The organism is Butyricicoccus sp. (assembly GCF_977037065.1).
This window is the reverse complement of sequence record NZ_CDRQNY010000003.1, coordinates 134,855-151,642: the sequence shown is the minus strand read 5'-3', so window position 1 is coordinate 151,642 and position 16,788 is coordinate 134,855. Positions and strand designations below refer to the sequence as shown.

Annotated in this window: 16 protein-coding genes and 1 tRNA gene; 11 read left to right on the top strand and 6 right to left on the bottom strand. The window is 52.9% G+C overall.

The window, feature by feature from the left end; all coding sequences use genetic code 11:
* Positions 1-667: hypothetical protein (locus ACWVX6_RS02280; protein WP_455152236.1), on the bottom strand; the 667-nt coding region annotated here is incomplete at its 3' end.
* A gap of 189 nt (positions 668-856) precedes the next feature.
* Here ACWVX6_RS02280 and ACWVX6_RS02275 point away from each other — a divergent pair.
* From ACWVX6_RS02275 to ACWVX6_RS02250, 6 genes are all read left to right on the top strand, one after another.
* A complete protein-coding gene (locus ACWVX6_RS02275; protein WP_118761424.1) occupies positions 857-1,924 on the top strand; it encodes an AAA family ATPase in 1,068 nt (355 codons plus the stop codon).
* Positions 1,925-2,394: 470 nt separating this feature from the next.
* Entirely contained in the window at positions 2,395-2,700 is a 306-nt protein-coding gene (locus ACWVX6_RS02270; protein WP_118761426.1) for a MobC family plasmid mobilization relaxosome protein, read from the top strand.
* 5 nt (positions 2,701-2,705) lie between these two features.
* Positions 2,706-4,031, top strand: a complete 1,326-nt coding sequence (locus ACWVX6_RS02265) for a relaxase/mobilization nuclease domain-containing protein (protein ID WP_118761427.1) — start codon at positions 2,706-2,708, stop codon at positions 4,029-4,031.
* A 49-nt stretch (positions 4,032-4,080) separates the two neighbouring features.
* The gene (locus tag ACWVX6_RS02260) at positions 4,081-4,257 is read left to right on the top strand and encodes a hypothetical protein (protein WP_158580269.1); all 177 of its coding nucleotides are present in this window, start codon (positions 4,081-4,083) and stop codon (positions 4,255-4,257) included.
* An 81-nt stretch (positions 4,258-4,338) separates the two neighbouring features.
* On the top strand, positions 4,339-5,997 hold the full coding sequence (locus tag ACWVX6_RS02255; protein ID WP_455152235.1) for a recombinase family protein: 1,659 nt from the start codon (positions 4,339-4,341) through the stop codon (positions 5,995-5,997).
* 10 nt (positions 5,998-6,007) lie between these two features.
* Positions 6,008-7,288 carry a recombinase family protein gene (locus ACWVX6_RS02250; protein WP_118761429.1) on the top strand — a complete coding sequence of 427 codons (1,281 nt, stop codon included), beginning with the start codon at positions 6,008-6,010 and terminating at the stop codon, positions 7,286-7,288.
* Positions 7,289-7,320: 32 nt separating this feature from the next.
* On the opposite strand, the gene ACWVX6_RS02245 is transcribed toward ACWVX6_RS02250, so the two are convergent.
* Both ACWVX6_RS02245 and ACWVX6_RS02240 read right to left on the bottom strand, forming a co-directional pair.
* Positions 7,321-8,592 (bottom strand): hypothetical protein, encoded by a 1,272-nt coding sequence (locus tag ACWVX6_RS02245; protein ID WP_118761430.1) that lies wholly within the window; start codon positions 8,590-8,592, stop codon positions 7,321-7,323.
* Between the two features lie 227 nt (positions 8,593-8,819).
* A tRNA-Leu gene (locus tag ACWVX6_RS02240) sits at positions 8,820-8,903 on the bottom strand.
* Between the two features lie 500 nt (positions 8,904-9,403).
* Here ACWVX6_RS02240 and ACWVX6_RS02235 point away from each other — a divergent pair.
* From ACWVX6_RS02235 to ACWVX6_RS02220, 4 genes are all read left to right on the top strand, one after another.
* Positions 9,404-9,661 (top strand): heavy-metal-associated domain-containing protein, encoded by a 258-nt coding sequence (locus ACWVX6_RS02235; RefSeq protein ID WP_110435744.1) that lies wholly within the window; start codon positions 9,404-9,406, stop codon positions 9,659-9,661.
* 95 nt (positions 9,662-9,756) lie between these two features.
* A complete protein-coding gene (locus ACWVX6_RS02230; RefSeq protein ID WP_455152234.1) occupies positions 9,757-10,647 on the top strand; it encodes a helix-turn-helix domain-containing protein in 891 nt (296 codons plus the stop codon).
* 262 nt (positions 10,648-10,909) lie between these two features.
* Positions 10,910-11,221: a DUF6110 family protein gene (locus ACWVX6_RS02225; protein WP_110435742.1), complete on the top strand. Its 312-nt coding sequence runs from the start codon at positions 10,910-10,912 to the stop codon at positions 11,219-11,221.
* Between the two features lie 250 nt (positions 11,222-11,471).
* Positions 11,472-13,580 carry a heavy metal translocating P-type ATPase gene (locus ACWVX6_RS02220; protein WP_455152233.1) on the top strand — a complete coding sequence of 703 codons (2,109 nt, stop codon included), beginning with the start codon at positions 11,472-11,474 and terminating at the stop codon, positions 13,578-13,580.
* Between the two features lie 121 nt (positions 13,581-13,701).
* Here ACWVX6_RS02220 and ACWVX6_RS02215 read toward each other — a convergent pair whose 3' ends face one another.
* The 3 genes from ACWVX6_RS02215 to ACWVX6_RS02205 form a co-directional block, all read right to left on the bottom strand.
* On the bottom strand, positions 13,702-14,127 hold the full coding sequence (locus tag ACWVX6_RS02215) for a GNAT family N-acetyltransferase (protein ID WP_455152232.1): 426 nt from the start codon (positions 14,125-14,127) through the stop codon (positions 13,702-13,704).
* Positions 14,128-14,156: 29 nt separating this feature from the next.
* Entirely contained in the window at positions 14,157-14,903 is a 747-nt protein-coding gene (locus ACWVX6_RS02210; RefSeq protein WP_455152231.1) for a hypothetical protein, read from the bottom strand.
* A 107-nt stretch (positions 14,904-15,010) separates the two neighbouring features.
* On the bottom strand, positions 15,011-15,211 hold the full coding sequence (locus tag ACWVX6_RS02205; protein ID WP_455152230.1) for a hypothetical protein: 201 nt from the start codon (positions 15,209-15,211) through the stop codon (positions 15,011-15,013).
* A gap of 161 nt (positions 15,212-15,372) precedes the next feature.
* Here ACWVX6_RS02205 and ACWVX6_RS02200 point away from each other — a divergent pair, with 161 nt between their 5' ends.
* On the top strand, positions 15,373-16,725 hold the full coding sequence (locus ACWVX6_RS02200) for an MATE family efflux transporter (protein WP_455152229.1): 1,353 nt from the start codon (positions 15,373-15,375) through the stop codon (positions 16,723-16,725).
* The last annotated feature ends 63 nt before the right edge of the window (positions 16,726-16,788 follow it).

Below are 16,788 nucleotides of genomic sequence, written 5' to 3'. Positions count from 1 at the left end.
AGAGTGCTGCGGCATAGTCCTCTGGGCTGTTATGCTTCAGCTTGGACAGACTAAAGCTGATGAAATTCCGAATAGTACCGTTGAAAGCGCGAATGTCGTGAAGATATGTTTCATAACGGCGGATGTATTTTTTGTAATCACGCCATGCGTCCTTGGTAGGACCGATGGCACGAAGCATTTCGTAATAAAAGGCATCGCCTTTTTCTAAAGCTGCTTCGCTCGGATGGAACAGGCCAAGCGGAACATCCTTGACCGTTTCACTGCGCGCGGAGATTTCATTCGCCACGCGCTCAAGTCGTTTCCGTTGTATCTCTTCTGACGGCTCATGCTCCTCTTTCGGAAACAAATCGAACTGCCCCGTGACCTCCCGTATGACAGAGAAAAAAGCGTCCTCGCTCTCGTCCAGCAGCAAGCGGAACACAGCGTAGCGGCGCAGCACTCCGCATAGCGCCGCCAGCTCCTCGTTCAGCTTCCACCAAAGCTCTATGCTCCCGCTTTGCTCATATTCCTCCGCAAGGCTGGTGACCTGCTTCATGCGTTTGCTCATGGGTCGATATTCGTCCGGCGACAAATTCAGCAGATCGGCGGTCAACATACCGGCAGTGAACTGCTGACCGTATAGCTCCAGCGTACTGCCATAGGTGTAGAAAACGATGCTGCCCTCCATGCGTACCCCTCCTGCTAAAATCTGTCCTACATGAATTTTAATCTGTCCATGCTTTTTCTCAGCATAGCATAAATTTCTCCACAATACAAGCAGAGGGAAGAAACCACGCGCCGTCCCGTGGTAACGCCCCTCTGCTTTTTTCGCTCTCATCGTTCCGATGGGAGCAATATTTTTAAGGAGGATTCGAAATTGAAAAAAGAAAACCGATTACTGACCATCGACGGAGAAACGCTGATGAGTCAGCCGCTTACACCGCTGAACTTCGTGGTGGACACGCTGCTCTCTCAGGGTCTGCACATCCTCGCAGGCTCACCCAAGGTGGGAAAGTCATGGCTGGCGCTTTGGCTGGCCGTCACGGTGGCAAAGGGCGAAGCTGTCTGGGGCATGGGCGTGAAGCAGGGCACCACGCTCTACCTCTGCCTGGAGGATTCCACCCTCCGCATCCAGAACCGTCTGTTCGAGATCACGGAGGACGCTCCCGCCAATGTCCACTTCTCCACAAACAGCGACACCCTTGGCAAGGGCTTGGAGGAGCAGCTCCGCGCGTTCCTCTCAGAGCACCCCGACACGGTGCTGGTCATCATCGACACGCTGCAAATGATCCGCGGCGCCGGTTATGACAGCACCTACGCCAATGACTACCGTGACCTCTCCGTGCTGAAGCACATCGCGGATGCCCACGGCATCGCCATTCTGCTGATCCACCATCTGCGAAAGGAGCTTGCCGACGATGTGTTCAGCCGTATCTCCGGCACAACGGCCATCAGCGGCGCGGTGGATTCCAGCTTCACGCTGGTGGAAGACAAGCGCGGCAGCGGCAAGGCAACACTCTCCTGTATCGGGCGCGACATCGAGTACCGGGAGCTGACGCTGGAGCGCAGCGCGGAAAATGTGTGGGAGCTGGTGTCGGACAGCCGGACGCAGCCGGAGCTGTTGGGTGGCCGGATCGTCATTCTTCTCTCTGAGCTGATGCGTGACCGCACGGAATTTATCGGCACTCCCACGGAGCTGTCCGCGCAGATCGACCCTGCGGGCAGCGAGGGCATCACGCCGAAGAAGGTGTCTCGCCTGATCCTGCAAAGCGTTGCCGCACTAAGCAAAATCGGCATTTCCGCCGTGGTGCGCCGCAGCAACGGCAAGCGGCTCATTGAACTGCGCCGTGCCGAAAGTGACGATGCGCAGGGTACCCGAGCTGCTGACCCTATCGACCCTGCCGATGTCTCAGGCGGTGAAAACGCCCCGTGTTTCGGCGTGTGAGCCGCTGTGTGCGCGATTAAAGGCTGGGGTGGTGTGTGTACCCGACGAGGGGAGATTCAGCCCGCACAGGGCGAGCACTGTGGCGGCATAAAAACGACGAATACGCCGCCAAACCCCCTGCGCGTCCAGCGTTACAACGGCATGAAGCGCACGCCGAGAGTAATGATACCACCCCCCACACGGAAATGCCGAAAATGCAAAACGGGAGTCTTATCATCTCCCCCAACAGGGCTCCCGCCGAAACCCAGCGAAGCGGTTTCGGTGGGAAGAGGACGAGCGACAGAGAGAGCGAGTCCAGCCGCTTGCGGCGGGACGAGGGATTCGTCGTCCGCTCGGACGACGGCCAGCATCGCATTTGTCTGGTCTGCGGCGAAGCCGCTGCCCTGCCAAATGCACCGAGCGGGCAAAGCCCTGCACCCAAATTCCGGGCGGAAGCCCGGACCCACTTTTAGCTACGATTGGAGAAAAGCATGAAAAAAGATATTAAATTCAGCACGCGCATGGCGTCCGCTGACCGCGAGAAGATCAGGGCACTGGCGGCGAAGGCCCACATGTCCATGAGCGATTATGTCACCGCCTGCTGTCTCGGTAAGCGGATCACCGTCATCGATGAGCAGAAGGAACTGCTCCGCCAGCTCAAGGGCATCGGCGGCAACATCAACCGCCTCACTGTCCTCGCCAACATGGGCAAGGTGCAGGTCATCGGTCTCGACAAGGCCGCACAGGAATTATCCGAGGTCAGCGCCGCCCTGCGGTCAGTCATGGAAGGGCGGTGAGCCGTATGGCCATCGTACATTTTGTGAACTACAAGCGGGGCACACAGTCCCGCGCCGCCATGCGCGGCGTGATGCTCTACGTCATGCAGGAAAAGAAAACCGCATGGGAGGGCGAGCCGCTCGTCAGCGGCATCAACTGCCAGCCGCAGAGCGTCTACGACGATTTTCTGAACACCAAGCTGCTCTACCACAAGGACGGCGGCGTGATGTTCTACCACATGGTGCAGAGCTTTCCGAAGGGCGCGGCGGTCGATCCCCGACAGGCCCACGAAGCCGCGCGGCGGCTGGCAGAATACTTCGAGGGCTGCGAGGTGTTGGTCTGCACCCATGTTGACCGCGAGCACATTCACTCCCACTGCGTCATCAACTCCGTTAACTTCGAAACTGGCAAAAAGCTGCACATGGCGAAGGAACAACTGCAGGAGCTGATGCGGCGCAACGACGCGATCTGTCTGGAAATGGGCCTGCCGGTCTTTGAGCCGACCACACATCAGGCCCGCGGCATGAGCGGCGCGGAGTATCATGTCGCACTCAAGGGACAAAGCTGGAAACTGCGGCTGACAAATGCGATAGACGAGTGTATGCGCTATGCCGCTGACAGGGACGCTTTCGTTTCCCTGATGGCGTCCGAAGGCTGCGCCGTCCGCTGGGAGAACGGGCGCAAGTACATCACCTACACCACGCCGGACGGACTAAAGTGCCGCGACAACAAATTACACGAGGAAAAGTATTGCAAGGAGGCCATGGAGCATGAATTCAGAATACGGGCAGAGATTGTCTATGCAAGAACTCAAGCAGCGCAACACCCAGCAGGCAGTACTTCCGACGCTGACAACGCCTCACGAAGCGAGTCCCACGAAAGCGGACTGGGGGCGAATGATGAACGATCTGGATACACTGTGGTACCATGCGGATCGGCAGACGGATCTGTTGGAGAGTATCAGCAGGCAGATGTCGCAGCTTCCCACACGGACGCAGATGGACGAGCTGCTGAAAGCGGTGAAGCGTCTGGAGCAGATGAGCGAACAGGATGGGAAACGGAACGAGAAGCGTTTTTCTCTGCCCGGCATCAGGCTACCCAGACTGCGGCTGCCACACCTGGATGGTCCCACATGGGCGGTTCTGCTGATGGGGACGGGGGCGTTGCTTCTGCTCTGGTGGGGCTTGGGCACCGTCTTGAGCAGCTCCAGCCTGCTGAGCCTGTGATTCCTGCGCGGCACTACACCGACAGAAAGGCACTGCAAAAAGAAAGGGAAAAGAAAATCGCCCTCGGTCATAAGGCTGATGACCACGAGGACGAGGTGAGTTATGACTGGCAGCAGACCATGTGACGGTCTGCTATTTTTGTTGCCCGAATTGGTTTCGGGAGGAAGGAGTTCTATGGGCCGAAAGAAAAAAGAATCCAATATTGCAAGCGTCATGTACTCCTATGTGGGTACGGACGATCAGTTTGATGATTTTCTGAAAATGATGATCCACGACTATCTGTCTGTGGATCATCCATATACAAATCGAACCGCCGATTTTGTTGTTAAAGTAGAAACAGAAGTCGCTTGATTTGTTTTGATAGCTATTGCGAAACTTGTGTGCTATGGTGTGTCGTGCATGATCGGCACACCATAGCGGAAAGGAACGATTATGAAAGTTTGGCTCTATTACCGGCTGTCCAGAGATGAGGATGAAGAACTGAACTCTCTGAACAACCAGCGGAAAATCATATACAACTTTGCCGTCAGCAACGGTCACGAGGTGGTGGGCGAATCCTTCGATGATAATGTCAGCGGTATGCACTTCAACCGTGAGGGCATCGACAAAATCTATGAGGTGGTCGAAGCGGGCAAGATCGAAGCGATCATCGTTAAAGACCTGTCCCGCCTGGGCCGTCACCGGACGCAGACCGCACTCTTTATTGACTACCTCCGAGAACATGATGTGCGGGTCCTATCCGCAACGGAAAATATCGACACCTTTAACGAGAACGATGATCTCATCATCGGCTTCAAGGGGCTGGTCAACGACTTCTATGCCCGCGACGGTAGCCGCCGTGTGCGAACCGGTTACCGGCAAAAGCAAAAGGAAGGTATCGTGACCATCCCGCCCTTCGGCTACTTCAAGGATAAGAACACAAAAAAGGTCGTTGTCGTAGAAGAAGCCGCCGAAACGGTCCGACTGATTTTCTCTGCCTATGTCGGCGGCAGCGGCATGAAAGCCATTGCCCGCACACTGAATGAACAGAGGAGGAAAACGCCGGCGCTTATGCAGGCGGAACTGCTAAATAAGCGCCTGCCCAACACCCAGGATGGCATCCTCAAGAAATATTTGTGGGACGCAACGATGGTGGCGCGAATCTTGAGAGATGAAAGCTACATCGGCACTTTGATCTGCCACAAGAGCGAGCGCAATAAGATCAATAAGACCTTCCGCTTCACAGACCCGGAGGAGCAGTTCCGACATGAGAATTATCTGCCAGTGATCGTGACTCGTGAGATATGGGAACAAGCACAGGCGCTCCTTACAGAACGCAAAGAGAAAAATGTCCGTGCTGGTACCAACTGTGGTATCCTCCGGTACGGCGGATTACTCCGCTGCAAGGACTGTGGCCGAACCTTTATCGGAAAACGAATCAAGCTGAAAAGCGGGGAACGGGTCGCCTATGTCTGCGACACCTACCATCGGTATGGCAAAGAACATTGCTCCTCTCACATGGTGGACGAGGAAACATTGGACAGATTGATCGGCGCGGAGATCCTGCGAACAAAGAAAATGTATGAGGAAAACTGGTCGCGGATGGAATGGCTCATTGAGAGATGGACGCCGAAAGCTTCCACGGCCAGCGCCAAAATAAGTAAACTGCAAGAACAAATTCTCTTACTGGAGGAGGAAGTGGAGGTGATCCTGATGGAACGCATTCGGGATAAGGCCAACGCGGAACGCTACGACCGCATGATCGCCAAGCGCGAGGAGCAGATTGCGGAGGCCAAGAAGCAAATCGAAGATCTGCAAAACATCTCAGAAATGCTCCGCAGCCGACAGGCCAAGCTGAAGCGGGACATCAGCCTGATCGACGACATCCTGCGAGAGGGCAAAATGTCAGAAGCACATCTGAGGATGCTGGTGGAGAAGATCCTTGTTCATGAAGAGGACGGCAAGCTGGATTTGGAGATCCGGCTGAAAGCACCCTTCCGCGACCATCTGGATGTATTCGAAAACGGAGAGCAGACAGATTGCTTCGCCTCAACGGATTTTGACTATGACCGGCTGGGTGCGGCAATTTATGGCAATTATTATGCGGGGTAGGTGATAACAGGTGCGGGTATGGCTCTACGCGCGGCTTTCTAACGATGATGACCGTGAGATGAACTCCCTGCTGAATCAGCGGGAGATCTGCCAGGCGTTTGCCGAACAGCACGGGTACATCATCGTGGGACAGTCCTTCGATGACAACATAAGCGGCATGAGTTTTGACCGCCGTGGGCTGGACGAGCTCATGGCGGCTGTGGACGCTGATAAAATTGACGCTGTCATCGTAAAAGACCTATCCCGGCTTGGCCGCCATAGGACCCAGACTGCATTGTTTATTGATTACCTGCGGGAACACCAGGTGCGCGTGATCTCTGCCACGGAGGGCGTTGATACATTCTGCGACGAAGATGATTTGATCATCGGCGTCCGCGGCCTGATGAATGATTATTATGCGAAGGATATTGGCAAAAAGATCCGGGCGGGATACCGCCAGAAGCAGAAAGACGGCATCGTGATCACGCCGCCCTTCGGCTACTGGAAAGACAAAAACACGGGGCAGATCAAGGTTGACACAGAAGCGGCGGTCACAGTGCAGCTCATCTATTCTCTGTACTTGCAGGGTTGTGGGCAGAAAGAGATCGCCCGGCGGCTTAATACCGCGGGGCGAAAGACACCGGCACAGCTCCGGGCCGAGCGGTGCGGCAGAGAAGTACGACAAACGCACAAAACCCGTGACGGCCAGTTCCTATGGACATACGCCAGTGTGAAAAACATTCTGGTGGAGGAGGCGTATACCGGCGTGCTGAACAACCACCGCAGAGAATACAACAACGGAAAAGCCAAGCATATAGACAAAACCGACTGGTATCGCCACGAGGGATTCTTTCCTGTGATCATAGAAAAACAGGAATGGGAGCAGGTACAGGCGTTACTCAAGCGGCAGGCACGACCTGCAAACGGTAATCAGAGCAAGCACCGTTACGCGGGACTGCTGGCCTGCCAGGAATGTGGGAATACGTTCATTCCTATGATCCGCTGCTGGAATGGCAAGAGCCGTGTGGAATATGTATGCCGTGGATACCACCGGAATGGAAAAACCTATTGCGCCTCCCACCGTATCCATGAGGAAACACTGGATGCGAGGGTATGGGAGCTCGTTTCCACGGCTCGTGAGAGCCGCACGGAGGAACTGAAGAAACTGGCACAGATGCAAAAAATGTGGGCGTTGAGGAAACCAATCCTTGACGCCCACATTTCTGCGTTACAGGAGAAAGTGCTGGAACTGGAAGAAGAGATAGATGGGGTTGTGATGGAGAAAATAGGAGTGGCCAATAAAGCCTTGTAGTGAAAAACTATATGGAGAAGTGGTATTCAACATTAAATCTCAGTTGCAGTTTTGATTATAATGGCTTCAGCGACAAAACGCATTAAAGGTATTTCATTTGACAACTCAGCCTCATCCTTGAATGGATGATATATTCCGCGCTCTTTAAGACGGGCGGTGTTTGATTTGTGATGAACCAAAGCGTTTCGAGTCTTATAGATACGAGCTGCGATTTTTTTAGGCAATTTATCGCTTGTATAGTTATCTAAATCAATCGCATCGCCATTCGAAAAACTAATTTCATGGGATTTGTAATAAGCAATCAAGTCTGGTCGATAATTTGCTAAATCTTCATGGAGTTGCTCCAAAGAGACAAACCGTTTTATTGTTAGTTCAAGCGCTTCGAGCTCTGTGCCTTGGAAAGCATCTTGATTCGCTCTTGTTTTTTTGCGAACAGTATCAATAATTTTATTGATTTCCTTAGGCTTTTTTGTAGAGAAACCAGGATGCAGGATGATATCTTTTACGCTGTTAATCAATTCGTCAGTATAAACCGCATCGAAGAAATACTCCAGTATATGATAGTATCCGATAAACTTGATAAACGGATCTTCGGAAGTTAAGGACAGGTTATACTGTTCAATGAGTTCGTGATTATAAAAAAGTTTTGGAGACTCAAAGTTTCTCAAATTGGTGCTACGACGAGATGAAAAATGACCTCTTTCAAATTCGAGTTCATTTACAGAGTGGATTATTTTGACGGCGGTATCTGTATTATATGCTACAGAAAATAGAAACGATGTTGCACGATTAAGCATGGTTTCTGCAGATACTCCTTCTGATAAGGAGATTTTTAAAGAAAGAGATATTTTAGTTACCTTTTTGATTAGATCCAACAAGTGAATCTCTCCAGCATCATTTCGCAAAGTGCGAACATTTATCATGCGAGATGATAATATTCGCCTATAGTTGCGAACAGAGTCACTTGGAATACCAGAAAGAAAGGCCAAGACCAATTCATCGGAAGGTGATCCAAGTCTATATGCAGAGCTGTCATCACTTATCTCAATGGGCTCGTCAATAATTCGATACCCATAACGTGGCTCAACAGGTTCTACAAACACCTCGTACTCCCGAGGTGAATAACACTGTGTAGGTGTATATCTGTACATTTTCAGCTGTGCAATAGTAGAATCAAATTCTTCTCGAAAATATGTAAATGTTTCGGTTTCGATAGTGAATTCTATCCTATCGTCAAGCACCTGAAAAACTGCCATTCTACCAAGTAACAGGGTAACGATTTGCTGAAAATAAGCCCACTCCATTAAAATCACCTCTTGGATTATTTCTATTTAGGGTTGAGCAAAACGTGAGTTTTGCAAAGTTGAGTCACAATATATAGGCTTCAAGCAAGTCGGATGGCACTATTTATTGTATGGACTCATGATCAAATTGGAGTTTTGCTCAACCCTAATTTCCATTTTATTCTAAACCATATTTTCACACTTGACAATCGCATATAAAAATGGTCGTTAGCGCAAGCCAACGACCATGGTGCGCCTGAAGGGACTCGAACCCACACGCTGAAAGCACGAGAACCTAAATCTCGCATGTCTACCAATTCCATCACAGGCGCATATTTAGTTTTGGGGGAGCAGGCGACGAATGGAACGGCAAAACCTTCACTGAGGTGACATCACCTAAATCTGGCGCGTCTGCCAATTCCGCCATACCCGCAGGTAAGATTAGTATACCCTTTTTGCGGGTATTTGTCAATCTTGATGATATGCTCATCGGGAGTGGGGCGCTTGCGAAGCGAGAGGAATCTGCGCTGACGCCGCGCGGGCGCACAAGAGGGTAGACACCTGCGGTTTCCACCCTCTTGTGAATCACCCCTTTCCCGTGGATAGCCGGTCTTTGGTCTGCGCCAGACTAAGAAATAAAGGGAAACGGGAGTTAAGAGGGTAGAAACCGCAGGTGTCTACCCTCTTGCCTCTGCCGCGGGTGCGGCGAATCCTGCATGAGCAAACTCCTATGCAAAAACTAAGGATTTCCCCTTGCAATCTGCGCTATTTCATGATATATTGTTAGTTAGTAGAAGCTAACCGGCTCAGGTACAAAAGGAGCATTACACCCATGTTGAAAATTACTCTCGGCGTTGACGGCATGATGTGCGGCATGTGCGAAAGCCATGTCAACGACGCAGTTCGCAAGGCATTTCCCGTGAAGAAGGTCACTTCCTCTCACGGCAAGGGGCAGACGGTTATCCTCACCGAGCAGGACCTCGATGAGCAGGCTGTCCGCGATGCGGTAAACGCTACCGGCTACACCGTTACGTCCTTCTCCAAGGAGCCATATGAGAAAAAGGGACTGTTCTCCTTTCTGCATAAATGAACAGAGTAAGGCCGCCTTGCAGCGGCTTTACTTTTCAACACAGGTTAGCAAAATCTAACCTGATAAACCGATATATACCAACGGAGGAAATCACAGTGCTGGAAACTCTGCTCAAACCGAATACCGGCGCATCGCTGTCCGGCTGCGTACGCTGGACCCAGCCGATGGATGGCGTGCGCGTGTGCGATTTTGACTGCGCGCTGACTGTGCCGCCGGCCTTGCCTGCAGAGCCATCCGAGGTGCCGTGCGAGGTGCTGTTCTGCCGGCAGGGCGGTCTGCGGCTGACCATGACCGATGGGCGGCAAGTGTTCCTGCAGGAGCACGAGGTACTGCTGCTGCTCGGCGCAAGTGTGAAGAGCCTTTCGGTCGCGGACGGATTGTTTGGCGGTGAGCTGGTGCTCATCGAGCAGAGCGTAGCGGCACCGTGCCGTCTGACGGTCAACGCAGCACGAATCAAAGCCCGCGTCATTCCGCATTTGGGCTGCGTAGTGCTGCGCAGCGCGGTGTGGATTGATAATCTGGTTGCGGCACTGCAGTCCGTTCCGGAGCGGGACAGAGCCGCCTACAGTGCGATCAAAGCCATTGAGCTGCTGTACCTTATCAGCACAGACAGTCCGCTGCTGACGATGCCGCCGGAATCCGTCTCCCGCGATCACTATCTGACCGATACGGTGCGGCAGGTGCAGGAGTATATGGTATCGCACCTGTCCGACCCGCTCACGATCGACCAGCTGTCCGCACGGTTCCGCATTTCACCAACCGCCCTGAAGGATATATTTCGGCAGACCTACGGTCGGCCGATCCACCAGTATCTGCTTGAAAAGCGGGTGCAGCATGCTGCCGAACTGCTGCATCGGAGTCCGCTCTCCATCGTGGATATTGCGGCGGCGGTCGGCTATAACAGCGCCAGTCAGTTCGGCGTGGCGTTCAAGCGCCGCTATCAGCTGACGCCCTCGCAGTACCGCCGACAATCCCGAAAAAGTTAGCAAAATGCAACTATTTTGATGATAAAACTAAAGATTAGCGGCAACAAACTGCAAAATGTCCGATTCCGTGCGTTTCATGTCTAAAGCTGTGCGACAAGCGAGAAAATTTGTGATATGATAATCGCAAACAAAAAACACACCATGTTTGGAGGTGTACTGTATGAAGCAGCATCGTTTTTGGGCATGGGCCGCGCTGTTCTGCATGGTAATGACGATGATTACCGGCTGTAAGCGCAAGTGAGATTGATAGGAGGAACATATTATGAAGAAGATTTACAAGGACATCGCCGTATTTGTTGGCGGCACTCTGTTCGGTTCCGCAGGTATCAAGCTGCTGAGCAGCAAGGACGCTAAGAACGTATATACCCATGCTGCCGCAGCAGTTCTTCGCATGAAGGATACTGTTATGAACACCGTTGACTGCGTTAAGGAGAACGCCGGCGACATCCTCGCTTCCGCAGAGGAGATCAACGAGAAGCGCGCTGCTGAGGCAGAGGCTGCTGCTGTTGAGGATGCAGACATTGAGGTTGAGCTGACCGATGAGGATCCGACAGCCGCTCCGGTTGAGGCATAAGAACCTGTCGCCAAACCACGGTTTGGCCGACAGGAGGAACGTGCTGTAAGCCGTTCCAAAGTCGTCCGAAAGTTCCCGTTCGGAAACTTTCTCCCTCTTAGGGAATAAAAACCAAGGCACATGTCCACGGTTTTTATGGATTGCACAGCAATCCTGTTTCATGCGCGCTGCGGCGCGCAGGACGAATATCAAAGAGGGGCAGAGCCCCTCTTTTCCTATCTACCGGAAGTAAGCTGGAGGTAATTTTACTATGAAAGCATTCATTGAACACGAAAGCCGCGGACGGCTTCGCGTGCGCATGAAGCAGTACCGCATGACGCTGGAGCAGGCTGATCTGCTGGAGGCGTATCTGCAGAATCAGCCGGGTGTACTCAACGCAACCGTGCACGAGCGCACCTGCTGTGCTGTCATCCGCTACATCGGTGACCGCGAGAATATCATCCGCGCGATCGCTCAGTTTAACTATACTGCACCGTCTGTTACGGCGCTGACGCCGACTCACAGCGGCCGTGCGCTCAACCGTGAGTATCAGGAAAAGCTGGTCGGCAAGGTTATTACGAAGTTTGCCTGCACGCTGTTCCTGCCAGCGCCGCTGCAGATTGCACGCACGATCTGGCTGTCGCTGCCGTTCCTCGGCCGCGGTCTCAAGCGCCTGATTCACAGAGAGCTGAAGGTTGAGCTGCTCGACGCGCTGTCCATCGGTGTTTCGATGGTACGCCGGGACTTCTCCACGGCAGGCTCGGTTATGTTCCTGCTCGATATCGGTGAGCTGCTCGAGGAGTGGACGCACAAAAAGTCGGTTGACGATCTGGCACGCTGCATGTCGCTCAACGTAAAAAGAGTATGGCTCAAGACTGATGACGCAGAGGTGCTTGTACCGCTGTCCAACATCGCTGTCGGTGATCGTATTCTGGTTCGCATGGGCAACGTTATCCCGTTGGACGGTGAGGTTGTTGAAGGCGAAGTCATGGTTAATCAGGCATCGCTTACCGGAGAATCCATGCCGGTTGCAAAGCGTCCGGGTACGCAGGTTTACGCCGGCACGGTCATCGAGGAAGGCGACTGCGTGATCGAGGTCACCCAGTCCTCTGGCGAGAGCCGCTACGACAAGATCGTTTCCATGATCGAGCAGTCCGAGCAGCTTAAGAGTGCTGCTGAGAGCCATGCCGCCAATCTGGCGGACAAGTTGGTTCCGTATACGCTGGTCGGCAGTGCGCTCAGCTACGCACTGACCCGCAATGTCACCCGTGCACTGTCCGTGCTGATGGTTGATTTCTCCTGTGCGCTCAAGCTGGCTATGCCGCTGGCGGTTCTGTCCGCCATGCGTGAGGCAAGCATGTATCATATCACGGTCAAGGGCGGCAAGTTCCTCGAGGCTGTCGCGCAGGCAGATACCATTGTATTTGACAAGACCGGCACGCTGACGCACGCCTGCCCGGTGGTTGCCAGGGTTATTCCGTTCGGTGGTCGTTCCGAAGACGACATGCTGCGCGTTGCAGCCTGCCTGGAGGAGCATTTCCCACACTCCATGGCGAACGCCGTTGTCCGCGCTGCGCGTGAGCGCAATCTGGCGCACGAGGAAATGCACTCGCAGGTTGAGTATATCGTAGCGCACGGTATTTCCAGCATGGTTGAAAACAAGAAGGTCGTTATAGGCAGTGCACACTTTATCTTCGAGGATGAAAAGTGTACGGTTCCGGCCGGTGAGCAGGAGAAGTATGATGCACTCCCGCCCGAGTTCTCGCACCTGTATCTGGCCATCGGCGGTGAGCTGGCGGCCGTTATCTGCATCGCAGACCCGCTTCGTCCGGAGGCCCGCGATGTGATGAAGGCGCTGCGCGCCCTCGGCATCAAGCGCACAGTCATGCTGACCGGCGACAGTGAGCGCACGGCAGCGGCTATCGCGGCTGAGGTCGGCGTGGACGACTACCGCGCTGAGGTTCTGCCGGAGGACAAGGCAAACTTTGTCGAGCAGGAACGCGCGGCAGGCCATACGGTTATCATGCTCGGCGACGGTATCAACGATTCTCCGGCGCTGTCGGCGGCTAACGTTGGCGTAGCCATCAGCGACGGCGCTGCCATCGCCCGTGAGATTGCGGACATCACCATCGCAGCGGAGAATCTGTTTGAGCTGGTTGCGCTGCGCCGTATCGCACAGGGTCTGATGAGCCGCATCAACTCCAATTACCGCTTCGTAATCGGCTTTAACGGTTCGCTGATCGGTCTGGGCGTTGCCGGCGTGCTGGCTCCCGCAACCTCTGCGATGATGCACAACCTGTCTACGCTGGGCATCAGCCTGCGCAGTATGACCAACCTGATTGATTCCTCCGAGACGACCCGTCTGCTGGAGAGCCGCTAATTTAGAGTGAAAGTTTGAGAGTGGAGAGTGAAGCGCTTTCCACTCTTTCTTTTCAGGCATAACAAAACCCCGTCTTTGACGGGGTTTTGTGTTTCTATAACTGTTTGAAAAACTGTAGTTTTTACTTCTGCTGCCACGCCATTCTATAATCTTTTTCCCCGGTAGCTTCATCCAGGCCGCTGTACTGAATTTCAAATCCTTCTCTTTGATAAAAAGATATTGCTGGTGTGTTTTTTTGATATACATTCAAAATCAGTTTGCTTTTTGTATTCTTTACATAATTCAGCAGTATTTTACCAATACTCTGCGACTGCATTGCCTCAGAAACAAAAATGCCTTCAATATATTCGCCATTCAGCCCGATAAATCCTTGTATCTTCTGATTGTCCTCATAGACATAGACAGTTGCCTGCAACAGCAGTTCTTTCACAAGCTCCAAATTGCTTTTCCAATATTGGGCAGGGATAAAATAATGTGCCTTTATATTGGTATCCAGCCATATATCGGCAACTTGATTGATATCTGCTTTTCGTAATTCTCTAATCATAGCGGGGGACTCTCCTGCAAATTTGATTGTTACACAATAGAAGGTAATGTCAGATACGTTACCGGATGTGGAAACGTAAACAGCGGGCGCTGTTCGCCGCTGGCGTTGATCAGCGTGAGGGACAGCGTGCGCAGGTCATTCGTCGGCAGCGGCACAAGCTGTGTCCACTCGGTGCGGATAAACCGGTTCGGACCGGTTTCGGTCAGCGTGTAAGTTCCATTATGGTATGCAAGGAACAGGGGCTGTCCCAGAGTAGGCTGCATTTCCAGAGAAATAGCAGCATTCCGATCTCGATGGATTGCAAAAAAGCGCGTCAGCAGTGCATACGGCGGCTTGAGCTTGTTCTGTCCGGTCAGGTGCAGTGTACCGCAGTCGCGCCAGCGCGGCACGGAACAGATATGCCGGGCGTCCCACTCGGTCACCGGATCAAAAATGTGCTGCCCAATGTCGGAATCGGACATAAACCATTCGGTGTAGGGGAGACCATAGGCGTTTTCGCCGTCTGCGGAAAACAAAACCGAATAGATGAATTCGTCAGTCTGTCCGCACGGCTGCAGGTGATACTTTGTTCCATCGAACGTCAGAGAGCCGGTTTCACCGTTCGGTGTGCGCAAGGTGAGCGTGCTGGGTTCGTCTGCTTCGGCAAGCTCATACAGTACAGAATCATCTATGACCTCACGGTCGGAGGAGATTGTCAGCGTGTCGAAATCAGCCGCCATAGCGGGATAAGCACATAGAATCAGCGCCAAAACGGCAGATAACAGGCGTTTTTTCATATAATCGTCTCCTTGGATGCTGCTTTATCTGCAATCACTTTCTTTTCGCTTTCTAATTCCTTATTTTCCTCTCCAATAATTTCTTTGTTTGATCAAACTGGAATTGGTCAAGCTTTTGACTTAGAGCATTTCCAAGTTACAAATGCAAGAATACCGCAGATTACAGCAACTCCGATGCATACAGCTCTCGCAATATTGCTCAAATCCAAGAAGCCACTTCCTGAACCTGTAATAGCACAGGCGATTGCAAAAATGGTTATGAGAGCAAAAACAATACTAATCACTTTTAGAATGACACCTTTTTTCATGCAATCACGCTCCTTTATCAAATCTCGATTTATCATTCTACTGTGACTTCACTATACCATGAATGCGTCCGAAACACAATCACCCATTGACACCACCGATATTCCGATAGATAATATAGGCAATAGAGAAACTTTACGCAAGAAGGGAAGTGCTTTAACGAATGAAACGCAGCTACGAGATGGACCTGTGCAGCGGTCCGCTGCTGAGCAAAATCCTGCTGTTTTCGCTGCCGCTGATTCTTTCGGGTGTGCTGCAGCTGCTGTTCAACGCGACCGACATTGTCGTAGTCGGCAAATTTGCGGGCAGCAATGCGATGGCGGCGGTCGGCTCGACCACCTCGCTGTTCAACCTGCTGGTCAACTCATTCATCGGTATTTCGGTCGGTGCGAACGTGCTTGTCGCGCGGCATTACGGCGAGCGGGATTACGACGGTGTGCAGCAGACCATCCAGACGGCGCTGCTCACCGGCTTGATCGGCGGCGCGATACTGATCGTGCTCGGCGTTGTGCTCGCACGTCCCATGCTGACGCTGATGGCTACGCCGGATGAGGTTATCGACCAAGCTGTGCTGTACATGCAGGTGTATTTCATCGGCATGCCGGCAACCATGATCTACAACTTCGGTGCCGCCGTACTGCGTGCTGTGGGCGATACCCGGCGTCCGCTGTACTTCCTGATGGCGGCCGGCGTGATGAACGTCCTCGGCGACCTGCTGTTTGTGTGCCTGCTCGGCATGGGCGTTGCCGGAACTGCGATCGCCACCGTGCTCAGCCAGTGTGTCTCTGCGGCGCTGACCGTGCTGTGCCTTGTAAAATCGGACGGCATGTGCCATCTCGACTTGCGCCGTCTGCACTTCCACATGGATAAGTTCCTGAGAATCATGCAGGTCGGTCTGCCTGCCGGTATGCAGAGCGTTATCTTCAATATCTCGAACGTACTCATTCAGTCCTCGGTCAACAGCTTCGGCGCAGTAACGGTTGCGGGCAACACGGCAGCCGCCAACATTGAGGGCTTTGTGTACATTTCGATGAACGCGCTCTATCAGACCTCCATCAGCTTCACCAGCCAGAACCTCGGCGCAAAAAATTACCGCCGCATCGACCAGACGCTCATCCGCTGCCTGTGCATCGTCGCGCTCATCGGACTGGTGCTCGGCAACGGCGCACATCTGCTCGGCAATCATCTGCTGCACATCTACTCGGATGATCTGGAGGTCATCTCGTTCGGTATGCAGCGCCTGTCGGTCATCAGCGTCACCTACTGCCTGTGCGGCATGATGGATGTGCTCGCGGGCACAATACGCGGTCTGGGCTATTCCATGCTGCCAATGATCGTCTCGCTGATTGGCGCATGTGTGTTCCGTATCATCTGGATTTTTACGGTCTTTCGCGCACAGCATACGCTGTTCATCCTGTATGCCTCCTACCCGATCTCGTGGATACTGACCATCCTGGCGCACTTTGTGTGCTACCTGATCGTGCGGAAAAAGGTTTTCCGGCCGCAGGAGACATGAGAGCGCGTTTTTCTTCGGAAAACGGTTGTAATTGACGGTTAAATATAGTATAATACTCGTGCA